The organism is Lysinibacillus sp. LK3 (assembly GCF_001043675.1).
GTDB classification, from domain to species: domain Bacteria; phylum Bacillota; class Bacilli; order Bacillales_A; family Planococcaceae; genus Lysinibacillus; species Lysinibacillus capsici.
Genome location: NZ_LDUJ01000013.1, coordinates 16,125 through 34,875, shown reverse-complemented (window position 1 = coordinate 34,875; position 18,751 = coordinate 16,125). Strand labels below are relative to the sequence as shown.

14 protein-coding genes are annotated in these 18,751 nt (G+C 36.4%); 8 read left to right on the top strand and 6 right to left on the bottom strand.

The features are described from left to right. The first annotated feature begins 87 nt into the window (after positions 1–87). Positions 88–1,689, top strand: a complete 1,602-nt coding sequence (locus VK91_RS07100) for a sensor histidine kinase (RefSeq protein ID WP_016992861.1) — start codon at positions 88–90, stop codon at positions 1,687–1,689. Further along, on the top strand, positions 1,690–2,397 hold the full coding sequence (locus VK91_RS07095; protein ID WP_048391959.1) for a response regulator: 708 nt from the start codon (positions 1,690–1,692) through the stop codon (positions 2,395–2,397). It abuts the gene before it with no gap. A 383-nt stretch (positions 2,398–2,780) separates the two neighbouring features. Here VK91_RS07095 and VK91_RS07090 read toward each other — a convergent pair whose 3' ends face one another. After that, a complete protein-coding gene (locus tag VK91_RS07090; RefSeq protein ID WP_048391958.1) occupies positions 2,781–4,028 on the bottom strand; it encodes an MFS transporter in 1,248 nt (415 codons plus the stop codon). A 526-nt stretch (positions 4,029–4,554) separates the two neighbouring features. Between VK91_RS07090 and VK91_RS07085 the strand changes: the two genes are divergently transcribed. Continuing rightward, entirely contained in the window at positions 4,555–6,123 is a 1,569-nt protein-coding gene (locus tag VK91_RS07085) for a glycoside hydrolase family 10 protein (RefSeq protein ID WP_048391957.1), read from the top strand. 59 nt (positions 6,124–6,182) lie between these two features. On the opposite strand, the gene VK91_RS07080 is transcribed toward VK91_RS07085, so the two are convergent. Further along, entirely contained in the window at positions 6,183–9,272 is a 3,090-nt protein-coding gene (locus VK91_RS07080; RefSeq protein WP_048391956.1) for an efflux RND transporter permease subunit, read from the bottom strand. A 99-nt stretch (positions 9,273–9,371) separates the two neighbouring features. Between VK91_RS07080 and VK91_RS07075 the strand changes: the two genes are divergently transcribed. Continuing rightward, positions 9,372–10,205 (top strand): TetR/AcrR family transcriptional regulator, encoded by an 834-nt coding sequence (locus tag VK91_RS07075; RefSeq protein ID WP_004224709.1) that lies wholly within the window; start codon positions 9,372–9,374, stop codon positions 10,203–10,205. A 46-nt stretch (positions 10,206–10,251) separates the two neighbouring features. Here VK91_RS07075 and VK91_RS07070 read toward each other — a convergent pair whose 3' ends face one another. The 3 genes from VK91_RS07070 to VK91_RS07060 form a co-directional block, all read right to left on the bottom strand. Further along, complete coding sequence (locus VK91_RS07070) at positions 10,252–11,040, bottom strand: protein kinase (protein WP_048391955.1); 789 nt, start codon at positions 11,038–11,040, stop codon at positions 10,252–10,254. A gap of 288 nt (positions 11,041–11,328) precedes the next feature. Next, positions 11,329–12,996 (bottom strand): ribonuclease J1, encoded by a 1,668-nt coding sequence (rnjA, locus tag VK91_RS07065; RefSeq protein WP_004224711.1) that lies wholly within the window; start codon positions 12,994–12,996, stop codon positions 11,329–11,331. A 5-nt stretch (positions 12,997–13,001) separates the two neighbouring features. Beyond that, positions 13,002–13,211, bottom strand: a complete 210-nt coding sequence (locus VK91_RS07060; protein ID WP_004224712.1) for a DNA-dependent RNA polymerase subunit epsilon — start codon at positions 13,209–13,211, stop codon at positions 13,002–13,004. A gap of 436 nt (positions 13,212–13,647) precedes the next feature. Here VK91_RS07060 and VK91_RS07055 point away from each other — a divergent pair, with 436 nt between their 5' ends. Next, positions 13,648–14,418, top strand: a complete 771-nt coding sequence (locus VK91_RS07055; RefSeq protein WP_048391954.1) for a Cof-type HAD-IIB family hydrolase — start codon at positions 13,648–13,650, stop codon at positions 14,416–14,418. A 58-nt stretch (positions 14,419–14,476) separates the two neighbouring features. Here VK91_RS07055 and VK91_RS07050 read toward each other — a convergent pair whose 3' ends face one another. Then, positions 14,477–15,232 carry a DeoR/GlpR family DNA-binding transcription regulator gene (locus VK91_RS07050; protein WP_053075690.1) on the bottom strand — a complete coding sequence of 252 codons (756 nt, stop codon included), beginning with the start codon at positions 15,230–15,232 and terminating at the stop codon, positions 14,477–14,479. A gap of 152 nt (positions 15,233–15,384) precedes the next feature. Here VK91_RS07050 and VK91_RS07045 point away from each other — a divergent pair, with 152 nt between their 5' ends. Genes VK91_RS07045 through VK91_RS07035 form a run of 3 tightly spaced genes read left to right on the top strand, consistent with a single transcriptional unit; the run spans position 15,385 to position 18,744 of the window. Then, on the top strand, positions 15,385–16,137 hold the full coding sequence (locus tag VK91_RS07045) for an ABC transporter ATP-binding protein (protein WP_048391952.1): 753 nt from the start codon (positions 15,385–15,387) through the stop codon (positions 16,135–16,137). After that, a complete protein-coding gene (locus tag VK91_RS07040; protein ID WP_048391951.1) occupies positions 16,130–17,761 on the top strand; it encodes an ABC transporter permease subunit in 1,632 nt (543 codons plus the stop codon). Before VK91_RS07045 ends, VK91_RS07040 begins: the two co-directional genes overlap by 8 nt. Further along, complete coding sequence (locus VK91_RS07035; RefSeq protein ID WP_048391950.1) at positions 17,758–18,744, top strand: extracellular solute-binding protein; 987 nt, start codon at positions 17,758–17,760, stop codon at positions 18,742–18,744. The genes VK91_RS07040 and VK91_RS07035 overlap by 4 nt, the downstream gene beginning before the upstream one ends. Positions 18,745–18,751: the final 7 nt, after the last annotated feature.

Here is an 18,751-nt window from a genome sequence, read left to right as displayed (position 1 = left end):
CAAAAGATTTTTTTGCAGATAATCTTAAAACTAAATATGTGTGCCACTGATTATGAGAATGCAAATTTGAAAGGAAGGAATTTTTTAATGATGAAAATGCCTGTGAACGGCAAAATACTGTTAGTGACATTTTTAATCATTGCACTCTCCTTTTTACTAGGTGGTATTTTTTTACTCGGTAACCTATTATCTGAACAGGAAAAAGATTTTGGACAGCGGGCAATGCTTGTGGCAAGAACTGTATCAAATGTACCAGAGCTTAGTGTACATCTGGAAAATGCCAATATAAAAGAATCTGCAAAAAATATTAATAAAATTGTAGATGGCATTAGAGTGATTCATAAGGCCGAGTATATTGTTGTAATGAATATGGAGCGTATTAAACTATCACACCCAGTAAGTAAGGAAATAGGAAAACGCAGTGAGTCGCAGGATTTAAACGCCGCATTTAGTGAACATTATTATGTATCAAAGGCACGTGGAGAATCGGGTGTTATGATACGGGCTTTCGTGCCAATTATTAATGATAAAAGGGAACAAGTGGGCATTGTAGTCGTTGGCTATTCATTACCAGATTTTCTGGAAATGTTACAAAGTTATGAGCGAGAAATTATGATAACTATTGTTATATCACTGATTTTCAGTATTTTCGGTGCCTATACACTAGGACGACATATAAAAAAACAAATGTTTGGGCTTGAACCTCATGAAATTGCAAAAATGTATGTGGAAAGAACAGAAACCTTTAATGCCATGCATGAGGGAATAATAGCGGTAGATAAGGAAATGAATATCACTATTTTTAATGAAAAAGCGGCCGATATTTTAGGTGTTACTAGGAAAATAGAGGACTGTATTGGACAAAAGATTTATGACGTTTTGCCTGATACCCGTCTGCCTGAAATTGTTGAAACAGCAACACCTGTTTATGATCAAGAGCTTTACATTAATCATCATAGTATCTTAAGTAATCGTGTACCTATTATTGTGAATGGAGAGCTAGTTGGTGCAGTTGCTATGTTTAAAGATTTAACAGCTGTGAAAAAGCTTGCGGAGGAAGTAACAGGTGTAAAGGCCTTTGTTCAAGCATTACGTGTACAAACCCATGAGCATAAAAATAAGATTCATACGATTGCGGGACTACTGCAATTGGGACATACAAAGCAAGCACTTGAATATGTTACTGTTACTACTGAAAATGAAGCCTCATTGACGAAGTTTTTAAATGAACGCTTTCATAATGAAAATATTTCAGGTTTGTTATTAAGTAAAGTAAGTTATGGAAAAGAACTGGGTATCGAGGTTGAAATTGATCGGAAAAGTCATTTTAAACGCTTTCCACCTCTATTAGATCATCATGATTTTGTTGTGTTGTTTGGCAATTTAATTGAAAATGCTTTTGAGGCATTAAATGTACTTTCTAAGGAAGATAAATATGTAGCCATCTCTGTAGACGAGCATGATGGCGTCTTAGCGATTGCAGTTACCGATAACGGTATTGGCATGACCAAAGAGGTGCAGGATCGTATGTTTGAAAATGGATTTTCGTCAAAGGCTAGTGAAAATCGAGGCATTGGCTTGCATTTAGTCTATGAAATTGTTAGAAAAGGCAATGGAGATATTGAAGTAACAAGTGAATTTATGAAAGGAACAAGTTTCTTAATTTTATTTGAGTTAGGAGAAGTATAGATGGATGTAATAAATGTCTTATTGATTGAAGATGATCCAATGGTACGAGAAGTGAACAGACAATTTATTGAACAAATCAAAGGTTTTTCATTAGTTGGCTATGCTAGCAATGGAATTGAGGGAATTCAAAAAATTAAACAATTAACCCCAGAGCTTGTCTTTATGGACATTTTTATGCCAGAGCAGGATGGCATTATTACGTTAGGGAAAATACGAGAAGAGCATCTTCATGTTGATGTTATTGCTGTAACAGCTGCGAATGATATGCCCACTGTGCAGCGAATATTACACTTAGGTGTCTATGATTATATTATGAAGCCCTTTACGTTTGAGCGGATTGAGCAGACTTTAAAAAATTATCAAAGCTATAGAAGGAAAATAAGCGGTATGCAAGATTTAACTCAGCATGATGTCGATCATTTAATGCAACAGCGTCTTCCTGAACAAATTGTAGTAGAAACAACAGGAATGGATGCCATTCTTATAGAAGAACTCCCAAAAGGGTTTAATCGAGCTACCTTAGATAAGGTACTTGCATATATAAAAAAAAGTGGCGAGGCAGTATCAGCTGAGGAGGTATCAGCTTATATAGGTACAGCACGTGTTACAGCTAGACGCTATCTAGACTTTTTAGAAAAGCAGAAACTATTAAAAGTAGATATACAATATGGAAACGTAGGACGTCCTATTCATCGTTATTATATTTAATGATAATAGATTTATTTTAGTACAATTAGATTAAAGTCCGTATTTTAATAAGTTATGGTGAAAAATGTACAGATAAATTCTAAGCGTCCTATTTCCTAATACATATCTTTAAATTCCTTTAAGGACAACATCTAAATTTTTTGGATACCAAAGTTGTTGCGTATTGGAAGAGATCTTCATGACCATTTAAATTTTAAATAATTATAATTCAGATATTGTGGGAAGCAAGATGCTAAAGCACAAAAAATTCCCAAGACATAAATAAAGACGAAAAAAGCCCTGCATAAAGCAAGGCTTTTTTAGCGTCAACGTTGTTTGAGATTGTGTAGAGGCTAAATTTAAATGTTATTTTTTTTATTAACAATTTTCTTGAAATAAAATCTTCACTTTTTTTCTAGCGAGTCAACATGCTCAGCAGTAGGTTTACCAGCTTTTAATAAGACTTTACTGCCCAGAAGGAAAAATCCTTGGATGAAGAGTAATAATCCTGTACCGATGAGTAGCCACTCAATAGCAATAATATCAGCTATTGGCCCGAAAATTAGCATTCCTAAAGGCATCATAGAGGTAGATATCATACTAAGAATGCCAAATACTCTTCCCATATAGTCACTTTCCACTTTTTCTTGTAATAACACCGTTGCAGGTGTATTAAAGATTGGCATGGCTATGCCAGTAATGGCCATGATTCCGAGGTACAACCAAAAAATAGGAATGACGCCGAGAGCCATTGTACAAAGACCAAATAACAAAGCAGATAATGTCATCGTATGCACTTTATTTTTAAAGCCACCCCATGTTGCGATTGCGATACCACCGATTAACATCCCAATGGCAAAGGCCATTTCGATGGCAGTCAAACGCCATACATCATTGCCAAAAGTTCGTGTAACTTGTAAAGGCGTTAAAAAGGCAGCAGGTGCAGCAAGCAGCATGAAAAAGGCAAAGAACAAGAATAATTGTTTCAAGAAAGCATGCTCTTTAATATAGATGAAGCCTTGTTTCATATCACTAAAATAGCCTGTTGTTTGTGGCTGATTAGCTTTTGCATGTGCAGGGATATGCAGAAATAATAAGAAGATAGCGATGGCAATAGCCGCTGTTGTCACATCAATAAAGAAAATGGATTCAATAGAAGCCATCGTTAATAATGCACCACTTGCCATAGGTGCAAGAATCATGATGAAGGCTTGAATACTACTATTTGCACCATTGACCTTCATTAAATGCTCTTCAGGCACAAATTGTGGCAAAATTGCGCCCACTGCTGGTGTTTGAATACCTGCACCAACTGCGCGTACGGCTGATATAACAAATAGTAGCCAGAGCTCATCATAGCCGATTAAAAATAAAATAGCTAGAATTAGCGTAGATAAGGCAATCATTCCATCTGCTAAAATAATAAGCCATTTACGGTTATAGCGATCTGCCCAGACACCAGCAATAGGTGCTAAGAAGAAGGTTGGTAAAAAGCCGCAAATGATCGCGATGGTCATCATGCTGCCTGATTGTGTTGTAAGTGTGATATACCATGTAATGGCATATTGCACAAGAGCAGAACCAAAAAGTGAAATCGTTTGACTACTTAAAAAAAGTATTGTGTTACGTTTCCAATGTTCCAATTTCGTCATCCCTTTCTAACAGTAGTGCCTGTGTGGAAAGTAAAAGACAACACAAAAAAAGAGGGGAGTAGAAGTCCCCTCTTTTCCAGTATTCCTAAAACAGACTAGACCTAATTCCATTTCCCTTGCACAGCAGGCAAAGTGTACACATATTTAATTAATAAGGTGAAATCGTAGTCTAATTGAAGCTGTCATTTGGAATACCCTCCGTTCTATAAGTTGTGTTGATTGTAGCATAAAGTTCATCGATGCGTAAAGAATGAATTAAGCAAAAACTAGGTTGAATTTAAAAATTTGGAAATTGTGAAATGAATCTCATAAAATGAAACGCCATGCATCTATATTTATCGATTTCTTTAAAGGAAAAGTACTATTCATTGTCTTTTCAGTAGTTTTTTTATACATATTTTGAAACTATCGGGAACGTTTGTTAGAGATGAAACTTATCATTGATTCCAATAAAGTTGCTTCGGAGACGTGCATATAGCGAGTACTTGTCATATACTAAAATAGAAAAATAGCAAATGGAGGAAATATGAGAAAGAAAAATAGTAAATGGAAGATCTTAACTTTAGTCGCGATGATTTTTGTGTTATGCCTATCGACAATCCCTACAAAGACTGCCATGGCAAGCACGACACAGCCAAAAAGGGAGATGAGGGCTGTCTGGATTTCAACCGTTCTTAATCTTGATATGAAAGCAGGTATGACGAAGGAGCAGTACACGGCTTGGGCACGCCAAACTTTGGATCAACTAAAAGCCAATAAATTCAATACTGTTATTTATCAAGTAAGACCAACAAATGATGCAATGTATGCCTCTGATCTAGCGCCATGGTCATCTTACATAACAGGCAAAAAGCAAGGCACGAATCCAGGCTACGATCCTCTTGCGATCATGATAGAGGAAAGTCATAAACGGGGTATGGAGCTGCATGCATGGATGAATCCTTATCGTGTAACAATGTCTGGACAAAAACTGACAGACCTTGCTGCTGATAATGTGGCTAGAACACATCCAAATTGGGTTATCAAATACGGTAAGCAATATTATTTAAATCCTGGTTTACCAGAAGTACAAGACTATTTAGTTGACGTAGTAAGAGAGCTAGTAGCTAATTATGATATTGACGCAGTGCATATGGATGATTATTTTTATCCATATAAAGTTGCTAATGAAGTTTTTCCAGATCAAGCAGCTTTTAAAAACTATGGTGCTTCCTTTAAAAAGGTGGAGGATTGGCGACGAGATAATGTCAACCGTCTTGTAGAAAATCTTTACACGGCCATTAAAGACACAAAGCCATATGTCCAATTTGGTATTTCACCATTTGGTGTATGGCGCAATAAATCACTAGATAAAACAGGAAGCGATACAAGGGCTGGTGTTAATAATTACGATGATTTATATGCAGACGTCAGAACATGGATTCAAAATGGCACAATTGATTACATTACACCACAAATTTATTGGTCAAGAACATTATCTGTTGCGAAATATGGAACGCTGTTAGATTGGTGGAGCCATGAAGTGCAAACCTACGCAACAACACACCCTGTGCATCTATACATTGGGCTTGCTGATTACAAAGTTGGCAATGATAGTGATGCAGCATGGAAAAATAAAATGGAGCTACCTAGTCAAATACTAGCGAATCGTTCGGAAAAGGTAGCGGCTGAGGGGCAAATGCATTTCTCCTTAAGAAGCTTTCAAAACAATAAACTAGGCTATGCAACGATTGTTAGTCAACAATTATATAATTACACAGCACTGACACCAGAAACAACTTGGGATGATGACACAGTGCCGAACGTGCCGACTGTTGTGCAAGTGACAAAGGAAGCGGCAGGTCGTAAGATAGAGATTATAGACGAAAATGTAACACAACCACGCAAGTATGTCATTTATCGTTTTACAGGAAACAAAGAAGGCTCTTATGATGACCCTCGAAATATAGTGGATGTTGTTTATAATATGGATGGATTCACTAAATTTGTGGACAAATCAGCTCTTGCTAAGCATAGCTATACATACGGCATTAAGGCTGTATCAAATACAGGTGTGGAAAGCAAGGAAGTTTTTGTAGTAATAGAAAATCAATAAAAAGCTTAGGATAATAAATAACCACTCACGCAAAGATTGCATGAGTGGTTGTTTTTTTATTAATTTTCTTCAATATCTTTACGGTTTTTCTTTAACATTTTAGATAGCATTTCATAAACAATTGGTACAACAACGAGTGTTAATAGGGTAGAAGATAATAAACCGCCAATTACAGTAATAGCTAAGTCTTTGGAAATTAACCCACTACCGCCAGTACCAAGTGCCATTGGAATCATAGCACCAATTGTAGCGATGGCTGTCATCAGGATAGGACGTAAACGAGTTGCTCCTGCTTCAAGGATCGCTTCACGCATGGCAAGACCATCATGTTCCATATGAATGATACGGTCAACTAATACGATGGCATTTGTTACGACGATACCAATCAACATCAATAGACCCATCATGACAGATACAGAAATAGTCTGCCCTGTAACGAATAAACCAATAAATGCACCAATTACTGCGAATGGTAGTGAGAAAAGAATAGCGAATGGAGCTAAACCTTCTCCGAATGTTACCACTAGAATGAAGTAAACAATGGCAATGGCTGCTAACATCGCAATACCAAGCTTAGTGAATGTTTCTTGCATATCTGCAGCAACACCAGCAACACCAAGTGTTACACCTTTTTGTAAATCTAATTTATCAATTTTTTTATCAGCAGCAGTAGTGGCTTTTGAAATATCGTCACCGATAATCGTACCAGATACTGTTGCAAAATATTCACCTTTTGAACGAGATAATGAGTTAAGAGTTGTACCTTCCTCAACATCTACTAATTCTCCGATAGTCATTGTTGTACCTAATGCTGTTTTAATTTCAGTGGCTAAGACATCATCAAGTGAAGTCGCAGCTGCTTTAGCATCGCGTTGAACGATGACATCGATATCTTTACCATCGTTTTTCACGGTAGTTAATACTTCTTGTGATGTATTTGAATTTAATGCCATCACGATTTGAGCTGTCGTTAACCCGTATTGAAGGACATTTTTTTGTTCAACTTTTAGCACATGCTCTACGTATGGATCTTCATTATCAGATTTAATATCTTCTAAGCCATCCACTTCTTTTAGAGCACCCTCTACTTGTTTCACAGCATCTCGAAGTTTATCTAAATCATCACTATACAGTGTATAGCTGACTTCGTTTGATGACATCGACATAGAAGTGAAGTTTTGAGACTTCCATTCTCCTGATTGCCCGATGTTAAATACATAGTCTTCAACCTCATCACGAGCTTTAGGGAAGTCTTCCATATCCGGATCAAAGATAAGGTACATTAAGGCACCGCCAGCACCTCCACCCATCATCATTGCTGATGGATCGACATTCTTCGCATCTGTAATGGAAACTTGTAAAATATCAACATCTTTACGTTTCATTAATTCTTTTTCTACTTTTTCAACATTTGCTGCCGTTTCGTCAGCCAGCTCTCCCGTTGCAGGCGTATACGTTAAGTACATAACTTTTTCTTCTTGTGAGCCCATAAAACTAAAACCAATAAGTGGTGTTAATGCAAGAGAACCAACAAGTAAAAGAATCGCAAGGACAGATGTAATAATTTTGTGATTTAATACTTTTTCTAAGACACCTTTGTACCAGGTAGCAAGCTTACCAACTTCTTTATGTTGGCTTTCAGTCTTCTCACCGTATAACTTTTTACGGAATAAGAAGTGAGATAAAGCAGGTACGATTGTGATCGCAACTAATAACGATGCACCTAATGCAAATGTCATTGTAAGGGCAAATGGCATGAATAATTCGCCTACCATACCACCTACGAAAATAAGAGGAGCGAATACAGCGACCGTTACCAATGTTGAAGAAAGAATTGGTTTGAACATTTCAATTGTTGCTTCGCGAATTAGGGCACGACCTGTAAGTTTTTCTTGTTTTAAGTGAATTCGTCGGTAAATATTTTCTACAACTACGATTGAGTCATCGATAACACGACCGATTGCGACGGTAATCGCGCCGAGGGTCATGATGTTTAATGTAATATCCATCCAGTTTAATAGGAGTAATGCCATGAAGATAGAAACTGGGATAGAAATAATTGAAATAATCGTTGATTTGAAATCACGTAAGAATAGTAAAATGATTAATACGGCAATTGCGCCACCAAAGACTGCTTTTTCGATCATTGTAAATACAGAATCTTCAATTGGGGCACCTTGGTCAAGAGAGATCTCTACGTTTAAGCCATCTAATCGTTTTTCCTCATCCTTCATAAGGTCTTTTACTGCATTAACAACTGTTACCGTATTCGCATCTTGGCCTTTTACGATTTGAATAGCAATGGCATCTTGACCATTTGTACGTGAAACAGATTGCACTTTACCTTCTACTTCAATTTTTGCAATATCACCTAGACGAACGAAAGGTGAAGGATTTGTAGCTGAAGGTGTAACTGGAATTAATAAGTCTTTCAGTTCATCCACTGATTTTACCTTACCATCTACTGAAACGGCTTGTTCCCCGACAGTAAATTGATATAAACCAAGTGATAGTGACATATCACTTGCCTGAATCATTTGTTTAACAGTTTCCTCTGTTAAACCAAGTGCTGCCATTTTTTCTTCATCGTATTTAAACGATACTTGTTCAATATGCTGCCCTGTGATGGTAGCAGATGCAACACCATCAATCTTTTCGATTTTAGGCAGTAAAACTTCTTCTACTGTTGAAGTTAAATCAACAATATCTTCCTTAGAGCTACTTACAGATAAAGCGACTACGGGCATCATGTTCATGCTGATTGCCATAATAGTAGGCTCTTGAGCACCTTCAGGTAGTTTAAGATTATCTAAAGCTGCTTCTAATTGACGTTTTTTCTCATCCATATCAATTCCATAGTCGTATTCCACTTGAACTTGTGCTACGTTGGAAGAGGAAGTTGAGTAAACAGCCTTCACATCTTCTAAACTTTCTATGGATTTTTCGAACGGAATGGAAAGTTCATTCATGACTTGTTCAGGCGTTGCGCCAGGATATACGCCCATGACAATTAAATACGGGATCGAAATATCAGGTATCGATTCCATTTTCATCCTTGTACCCGAATAAATACCAGAGACAGTGATGATAATTGTTAATAACCACACTGCCAATTTGTTCTTTAATACGAAATTAACTAAACTTTTCACCTTCACACCTACCCTTTATTGACTATCTAAATTCAATTATTTATACTAATGACTAATCGGTCATTTGTCAACGAAATGCATTAGGAGAGAGTTGAAAATATGTTAAAAAAGCAATTAATTATGGAGAAAGCGTTAGAACTGTTTTCTGAACAGGGTTTTGAAGCTACGTCAGTACAACAAATCACAGAACGCTGCGGGATTTCTAAAGGTGCATTTTATTTATCCTTCAAAACCAAAGATGAGCTTGTTATATCTATGGTTGATTACTATTTACAGCAGTTTATTACAGATGTTGACCAAGTAGTCAGAGGAACGTATAACAAAGAAACTGTTTTGGTTGAATTTTATAAAAGTATTTTTCAAGCATTCAAAGACCATTCTGCATCTGCACGTGTATTCTTTAATGAAAAGGTCTTTTTAACAAAAAAAGAGCTATTTCATAAAATAACAGCGTATGAAGCAGAAATGTCGAAATCAATTCTCTATATGCTTGAGCAGCTTTATCAGGATCAATTAAAAGAAATGAAATATGATGTAATGTACTGCATAAAAGGATTTATGAAGAGCTATGCTGAGCTTTTTATTTTTTCAGATATGCCACTTGATTTAGAGCAATTAGCTAAATCTTTAGCAGAAAAGACAGATATTATTGCCCATCATACAACCATTCCATTTATTACAGCAGATCTTGTACCGTTTATTGCAAAGCCGTGTGAGGAAGACGTGTCAAAAGATGCTTTACTACAATTATTGGAGCAAAATATAAATCATACTGAGGATTCTATAGAAAAAGAATCCATTGAGTTGTTAAAGCAAGAAATAGAAAATCCTACTTATGGTAAAGCAATCATTAAGGGGCTAATTGAAAATCTACGTTTAGACCCAGCGTATCATTGGATTGCATATGTAACTGCAAAATACTTTAATATTTGAATTCTAGGATAGAATTGTTCACGTTTGGCGGTGAACAATTCTATTTTTAATTGTTTTTATCTATGGATGGGGGCATAGATTGCAAGGCCTCTAACGCACTTGCAAAGGGTTCTTGAATCCATAATAGGTGCTCAAGAAAATCTTGGACTTCGATTGGTAATTTTAATTCCTGCTGCCAAGCTTTCTCTTTTTTCTTGCTTGGCTTGTAGTCTGAGTATAGTAAAAATAATAAAAAATGGCCGACAAAATAAAGATCACTAATATGATTTTCGGCACGTTTTGGATTTTCAATCGTAGAGATATCGATTTGCTTTTGATAAGTGGTAGCTAGACCAAAGTCAATAATATGCAATTGCTGACCCACTAACAATATATTCGGAATCCGTAAATCGCGATGTACAATACCATAATTGTGTAACTGTACAATTTGCTCTAATAATTGCTTTGTAATAGCAAGGGATTGAGCAATTGTAAATTTGGTACCATTCTGAAAAATAAGCTCCTCAAAAGTTTGCCCATTGACATAGTCCATGATAAAAAATGGGCTGTCTGAAATTGTTCCTGCTGAATGGATGGTAGGAACATAGGGTAGTGAAAGTTGCTGGAGTATGTGAATTTCTTGTTGAAATTTATGAATGGTTTTCTGGTGGTGACGATGTTTGGGTCGCAAGCATTTTAAAACAAATAGACTTGCTGACGAGCAATCTTCAATTAAATACGTACGACCATATGAGCCATAGCCAAGGAATTTTTTAAAAGAAAAATCGGGATGTTCGGCTATGTAAAGTTCTACAGCCTGGTCAAAACTTTTTTCGGAAATTCGTTTCCACCACATTAGCTACTAAAGAAACTCATAGAGCTGAAAAAACTGCGTGAGCTTTTACGAGAGCCACGCTTATAATGCTTGTGACCATAATAATTATGTCGCTTTGAATATCTACTACGGCTACTTGATGAAGAATAATGGCGTTTGGATTTACTATTGAGTAAGGAATGAAGAATTTTATCTAGCATAAAAACGCTCCTTTTTGATGTTGTTATTACTATATACGCAAAAATAAAAAGGAGGTTTCAAAAATAAAAAAGAAACTATGTAAATTTTACATAGTTTCTTTTTACGAGGTTAAACCTCCATAATAATCGGTAAGATCATTGGACGACGTTTTGTTTTTTCGAATAGATAAGGTCCCAATACGTCTGTAATTTCATTTTTCAATTCTGTCCATTGAGGAGTTTTGCTTTGAATTGTTTCATTCAGATGACGGTTTAGCATTTTTTGTGCCTCGTTGATCATCGTACCTGATTCACGCATATAGACAAATCCACGTGAGATGATGTCAGGGCCAGAAACAATTTTTTGGTTTTCCATATCAACACTTACAACTACAATCACTAAACCTTCTTCAGAAAGAATACGGCGATCACGTAACACGATATTACCGATATCGCCAATACCATTGCCATCAATGTAAACATCTCCTGAAGGAATACGCCCAGCTACATGTGCTTCATTGGCACTTAGTGCTAGAACATCACCATTTTCCATAACAAATGTATTGTCTAGTGGAACATCGCAATCTTCAGCTAAATGTGTATGCATTTTTAACATACGGAATTCACCATGGATAGGCATAAAGAACTTAGGCTTCATTAAACGAAGCATCAGTTTTTGTTCTTCTTGAGATCCGTGACCAGATGTATGAATGTTGTTTAATGCACCATGAATGACTTCTGCACCTGCACGGAACAATAAATTAATGATTTTATTAACACTCACGGTATTACCTGGTACTGGTGAAGAAGAAAAGATAACTGTATCGCCAGGCTGTATTTGAATCTGACGATGTGTCCCGTTGGCAATACGCGACAAGGCAGCCATTGGTTCACCTTGAGAGCCTGTACATAAAATCATCACTTCGTTTGCAGGAAGTCTATTGATGCTTTGAGCATCAATAAATGTATCCTTTGGAGCAGTAATGTAACCTAGCTCACGACCAATCGTAATAGCATTGTCCATTGAGCGACCAAAGACAGCAATCTTTCTTCCGTATTTTACGGCTGCGTCTGTGGCTTGCTGTAAACGGTGAATATTTGATGCAAAGGTAGCAAAAATAATACGGCTATCCACCTTACGGAAAATCTCGTCGATACTTTTTCCAACTGTGCGCTCTGACATTGTGAAATTAGGCTTTTCAGCGTTAGTACTATCAGATAGTAAGCAAAGCACGCCATCACGTCCGATTTCAGCCATCTTTGTTAGGTTGGCTGGTTCACCCACTGGTGTAAAGTCAAATTTAAAGTCACCTGTGTGAACGATATTACCAGGTGGTGTTTTAACAACAATTCCATAAGCATCAGGAATACTATGTGTTGTTCTAAAGAAGCTAACAGATGTTTTTCTGAATTTAATAACATCCTCTTCTTTAATTTCAATGAGTTTTGTTGTACGTAGCAAGCCATGTTCTTCTAATTTATTACGTAATAAGCCAAGTGCAAGCTTACCGCCATAGACAGGGATATTTACTTGACGTAAAAGGTATGGAATACCACCAATATGATCCTCATGCCCATGGGTAATAAACAGTCCTTTGATTTTATCGACATTACGTACTAAGTACGTGTAATCAGGAATAACATAGTCAATGCCGAGTAAGTCGTCTTCTGGAAATTTTATACCGGCGTCAATTAAGATAATTTCATCTTGAAATTGAACGCCATAAGTGTTTTTGCCGATTTCGCCCAGTCCGCCGAGCGCGAAAACAGCTGCTTGGTCATTTTTAACAAACTTCATGTTTGTTAAATTTCCTCCAAGACGAAGTTCGGGCTTGCTTGTTCGTACTCTAAGTAGTTACCCTCAAGCAGTTGAATGAACTCGATGTTATAGTTTCGGTCTTTTAGCTTTTCACGTACTTCACGTTCTGAAGTAGCTTCTAGGTATAGACTTTTAGTATTTTCGCGAACTGGAATCTCATTTGCATTTTCTTGATAATAAACTTTGTAAATCATAGTTTGCTCTCCTTTAATTGCGTACAATTTTCTTGCACCTTTGACTACTACCACACACGTGCTACAAGAAAACAACGAATTTCTTTTATTGAAGAAATGTACGTTTGTAATACTTGTATCTCAATGCTTCAGATGTGCACTATGTTATAAAATTGTATAGGAAGTAGTGAGACAGTGGTTGCGTATAGCCAAATAAATGCATTTCCTTTATATTATCACGCACTTCCTCTAAAATAAAGAAAAGCCCTTCAAATAATGAAGGGCAAATGTTAGGCAATTGATTTTTTTCCGAGTACGCCGCGAAGTTGCTTCAATAATTTTCGTTTGAGTTTCTTCAGCATGGCACATCACTCCTTAGGATCATTATAATTAAAATTATTGTCTATGTAAAGTCATTTAGCTTGAAAGGATAATATTTATGGAAAGGGTTAATAGAATGAACAAAATTTTATTTTTTGATGTCGATGGTACTCTCTATAACAGTGAAAAAAAGTTACCTTCATCTGCAAAAGAGGCACTTTTGACAGCACGACGTAATGGTTATGAATTGGCAATTGCTACTGGTCGAGCACCATTTATGATTGAGTCATTGCTAGAAGAATTAGAGATCGATACGTATGTTACCTTCAATGGCCAATATGTTGTCTATAAAGGTGAGGTTGTCTATACAAATGGGATTGCGAAAGATGAACTAGCTAAAATTATTGCCTTTGGTGAGGCGCGTAACGAACCGGTAGTGTTTTTAGATGATAAACGGATGATTGCCTCAGTTGGCGATCATCGTATGGTAGCTGAAAGCTTAGATACTCTTAAATATCCGTATCCAGAATTAGACTCATCTTATTATATGCAGAACAATGTATATCAAACACTTATTTTTATGGAAGAAAAAGATGAACCTTTATATAATGAAGCATTCCCAAATGTTCAATTTGTACGTTGGCATCGTTATTCTTGTGATATTTTGCCAAAGGGAGGTTCGAAGGCTGCTGGTATTGAAAAGGTGCTTGAAAAAATGGGCATCACTTTACAAGATGCCTTTGCTTTTGGCGATGGCATAAATGATATTGAGATGCTACAGGCAGTTGGGACAAGTGTTGCTATGGGAAATGGCCATGAGCGAGTGAAGGCAGTTGCTCATCATATTGCAGACCATGTAGACGAGGATGGTCTCTCTAAAATTATGCGTAAGCTATCCATTATTTAAAAATGAAAAACAACTAGTTGTGAAATTTACAACTAGTTGTTTTTTATTGATTAATGGTCTATGCCATATTGACGGTTTTTATTTGAACACCTTTTTCCGAAAAATGTTGAATCGTCTTTTTGGATAGTGCGTCATCTGTGATAATGACATCTACGTCATCCACTGGACAAACTTGAATCGCTACATCTTTATTAAATTTTGAGGAATCTGTAGCTACGTAGACTTTTTGAGAGATGGAAATAATTTGCTTTCTAGTAATCGCTTCATCCAAGCTAAAATCAGATATGCCTTTTTCAATTGAAACGCCACTAGCGCAAATAAAAGCTTTATTGATATTAAGATGCTCGAAGCGAAATAAAAATTCATTTGATGTCACTGATTTTTCAGAATGGCGTACTTTACCCCCAAGCAGTATAACCTCAATGTTAGAGCCGATTAGATCAAATGCTACAGGTAGTGAATTTGTCACCACTGTTAGTTTTTCCTTGTCCAATAAAAATGGTGTCATTTGATAGGTAGTTGTTCCGCTATCAATGAAAATACATTCCCCATCTTGAACGAGCGAAGCACATGCTTTGGCAATGGCGATTTTCTCTGTTAACTGTTCGTGAAGTCGGTGATCAATTAGTCCTTCTACTGGCTCAATATATTTAACGCCCCCATAAAATTTTTCAATTTTTTTGTCTTGCATCAACTGTTGGACATCACGACGGATCGTTTCCATTGAAACGTTAAACTCTTTTGTAAGTGTTACTAATTTTACTACCTTATGTTGACGTATAAACTGCAAAATTTGGTGTTGCCTTTCTATCATATACATTTCATCACCTCTACTAGATATTTACTCAAAATAATCATAACTTTGTCAACAGTTGGTCAGAATTTACTCAACATTTACACAAATAAGCATTTTCCTTTACAAAAGGTCTCTATACTGAAGCTAAGAACTGAGTGAGGTGACCCAATTTGTTAGAGCTAAAAAATATCTCAAAAAGCTATAAAAATAAAAAAGTTTTAGTAGATATCAATGTAACCGTCGAATCAGGTGAGATTATTTCATTGCTAGGGCCGAGTGGCTGCGGTAAAACTACTTTGCTTAATATCATTTTAGGACTTGTAGATCCAACTGCTGGTCAGCTTGTCTACAATGGACAAGATATTTCCAAGCAATCAATGCAAGAAAGAGGATTTAATATAGTGTTTCAGGATTTTGCGTTATTTCCTCATTTAAATGCATACGACAATATCATTTATGGATTAAAAAATAAAAACGTGAAAATGTCCAAAGAGGAGATACAAGAATACATTGATTTTTTAGAGCTAGCTCCTCATTTGCATAAGAAGATTCATGAATTGTCTGGTGGGCAAAAACAACGCGTTTCCATTGCAAGAACACTCGTGATGCAACCTAAAATTCTATTATTAGACGAACCACTAAGTGCACTAGATGGCGTTATAAAGGAATCTATAAAGGAACGTATTAAATCCATCGCCCGTGAATTTAATTTGACGACGATTATCGTGACACATGATCCGGAAGAAGCCCTTACCTTATCGGATAAAGTCATCATTATTAATGAAGGTACAGTTGCTCAATTTGGCACACCTCATGAAATTGTTACAGCGCCAAAAAATCAATTTGTAGAAGATTTTATCTTAAGGCAGCTTCATATTAAGCGACATAACATCTATCAATTGTTTGGAGAAACATATGCTTAAAACGAATAAAATAATGAAATTAATTTTTCTACCGATTCTACTATTTTTTCTATTCTTTTTAATTGTGCCATTGCTTTATATGTTTTGGCAGTCATTCAAAATAGGCAATGTCGTTACCACTCAAAATTATATAGAAGCTTTACGGAATATCGAAATTCGTGAAGCTTTTACGAATAGTTTTAAAGTTTCTTTTGTAGCATCAGTGATTACAACCATTTTAGCCTTTTGGTTGGCCTATGCTGTTCATTTTACTACGATGCATCGCCATACAAAAAAGCTAGTTCAAATTGGAATTACCTTGCCGATGCTACTGCCAACCATCACCTATGGCTTTGTATTGATTTATACATTTGGGAATCAAGGAATTCTAACAAAATTAGTGGGGCAGCCTCTTTTTACAATCTATGGGTATAACGGCTTGGTGATCGGTTACGTCTTATACACATTACCAGTTGCCTTTATATTAATGCAAAACTCCATGCAATATATCGATAAACGTTTTTTACTTGTTTCAATATTAATGCATGATCAGCCAATGCGTCGTTTTTATCATACCGTATACCGTCCTATGGTTGGGACAATTGGCGGGGCATTTATTTTAACATTTGTTTTAAGCTTCACTGACTTTGGAATCCCTGCATCGGTTGGTGGCAATTACAGGGTAATAGCTACTGAACTCTACCAAGCTATGTTAGGTTCCATTGTGCATTTTGAACGTGGAGCAGTCATTTCAGTGTTAATGCTAGTACCTGCTGTATTAGGTGTTGTCATGCTAACGATTTTAGAGCGCTTCAATTTTCAATATAAACAGGTTGGGCAAAGTGAACTTGTAAAGCATCGTTTACGAGACACGCTATTTACAATTTATTCAATTCTCTGTGTAACAGCTGTATGTATTATTTTTTTAACCATGTTTATTGTGCCTTTTACCAAAGGCTATCCGTACGATTTCAGCTTTACATTAGAGCATGTTCAAAATGTACTCGCAGAGAAAGATTTAACAAAGGTTTACATCAATTCTCTCATCGTAGCGGTTCTAACAGCAATATTAGGTGTGGGCATAACATTTATGTCGGCGCTTCTTAATACAAGGACACCATTAAAGGGAAGAAAAAGCTTAGATGTAACTTCTATGATGACAAATACAGTTCCAGGTATGGTACTTGGATTATCCTACTTATTTTTCTTTAATGGAAGTTCTTTAAAGGGTACTTTTCTTATCGTTATCGCATGTAATATCGTGCATTTTTTTACGACACCTTATTTAATGGCGAAAAATTCATTGCAAAAAATGGATCCTACGTGGGAAGTGACAGCTGAGCTATTAAAGGATTCGTGGTTAAAAACCGTGATACGAATTATTTTACCGAATATTAGGCCAACGATTTATCAAATGTTTAGCTACTATTTTTTAAATGCGATGGTTACAGTCAGCGGTGTTATTTTTCTTGTCAGCACAAAGACAATGCTTGTATCGACAAGGATAAAAGAGCTACAGCATTTCGCAAAGTACACCGATATTTTTGTTTTATCGATATTCATTTTATGTACAAACCTCATTGTGAAATTAGGTTGTGATTATATAGCAGCACATAAAGAAAAAACGGAGGAGATTACAAAATGAAGAAGTCAACAGGCATGATGTTAGGGACAGTAAGTGCAGCAGCAGTCGTTTTAGCTGCATGTGGAGGAGTAGCAGCAGATTCCAAAGAGCAAGTCATCATTTATTCAAATGCTGATGATGAAGCTATTGAAGTGATGGAAACTACATTAGATGATAAAGGCTATAAAGGTAAGTATTTAATCCAGTCGTTTGGTACTTCTGAGTTAGGTGGCAAAATGATGGCGGAAGGGACAGATATTGAAGCAGATGTTGTAACAATGGCTTCTTATTTTATAGAAAGTGCACAAACCTCAAAATCCATGTTTGTGGATATTTCTTCAGACTTAAAGCCTCTTGATGGGAGTGTTACGTATGCATTACCGATTTTAGGCAATGTAGGCTCTATCTTTATTAATACAGAGGTATTACAACAAAAGGGGCTATCTATTCCGAAATCCATTAAAGATTTGACAGACTCTGCTTATAAGGGTTTAGTGTCATTCCCAAACATTATGGACTCCTCAACAGGGTGGCTTCTAGTACAAGCTATTATAAAGGAATATGGTGAAGAGGAAGGGAAAAAAGTTCTAGCAGAGTTAATTAAAAATGCAGGACCACATATTGAAAGTTCAGGCTCTGGCCCTATTAAAAAGGTGAAAACAGGAGAAGTTGCTGCAGGCTTTGGTTTACGTATCCAAGCTATTGATGCCAAAAACGAAGGGTTACCGATTGATTATATTGACCCGACAGAAGGAAATTTCACTTTAACGGAATCTGTAGCTGTTGTAGACAAAGAAGGTGAGGAAGCATTAGCAAAAGAAATTGCAAAGGTAATTGCAACAGAGGCTCGTGATGGTCTTCTAGAGCAATATCCTGTAGCTCTATACGAAGGAGAACAAGTAAAGGACGAGCACGTTCCTACCTATTTGAAAAAATGGGATACTACCTTAACCGTAGATTTATTAGAAAAACACCAAGCCTTCTTTAAAGAAGCACAGCGATAAGGAGTTA

What these genes read in the sequence shown, in the direction of transcription:
- VK91_RS07055 (WP_048391954.1), top strand. Translation starts at nt 13,648, where the DNA reads ATGAACAAAATTTTATTTTTTGATGTCGATGGTACTCTCTATAACAGT.
- VK91_RS07100 (WP_016992861.1), top strand. Translation starts at nt 88, where the DNA reads ATGATGAAAATGCCTGTGAACGGCAAAATACTGTTAGTGACATTTTTA.
- rnjA (WP_004224711.1), bottom strand. Translation starts at nt 12,996, where the DNA reads ATGAAGTTTGTTAAAAATGACCAAGCAGCTGTTTTCGCGCTCGGCGGA.
- VK91_RS07095 (WP_048391959.1), top strand. Translation starts at nt 1,690, where the DNA reads ATGGATGTAATAAATGTCTTATTGATTGAAGATGATCCAATGGTACGA.
- VK91_RS07040 (WP_048391951.1), top strand. Translation starts at nt 16,130, where the DNA reads ATGCTTAAAACGAATAAAATAATGAAATTAATTTTTCTACCGATTCTA.
- VK91_RS07050 (WP_053075690.1), bottom strand. Translation starts at nt 15,232, where the DNA reads ATGATAGAAAGGCAACACCAAATTTTGCAGTTTATACGTCAACATAAG.
- VK91_RS07035 (WP_048391950.1), top strand. Translation starts at nt 17,758, where the DNA reads ATGAAGAAGTCAACAGGCATGATGTTAGGGACAGTAAGTGCAGCAGCA.
- VK91_RS07085 (WP_048391957.1), top strand. Translation starts at nt 4,555, where the DNA reads ATGAGAAAGAAAAATAGTAAATGGAAGATCTTAACTTTAGTCGCGATG.
- VK91_RS07090 (WP_048391958.1), bottom strand. Translation starts at nt 4,028, where the DNA reads ATGACGAAATTGGAACATTGGAAACGTAACACAATACTTTTTTTAAGT.
- VK91_RS07070 (WP_048391955.1), bottom strand. Translation starts at nt 11,040, where the DNA reads ATGTGGTGGAAACGAATTTCCGAAAAAAGTTTTGACCAGGCTGTAGAA.
- VK91_RS07075 (WP_004224709.1), top strand. Translation starts at nt 9,372, where the DNA reads ATGTTAAAAAAGCAATTAATTATGGAGAAAGCGTTAGAACTGTTTTCT.
- VK91_RS07060 (WP_004224712.1), bottom strand. Translation starts at nt 13,211, where the DNA reads ATGATTTACAAAGTTTATTATCAAGAAAATGCAAATGAGATTCCAGTT.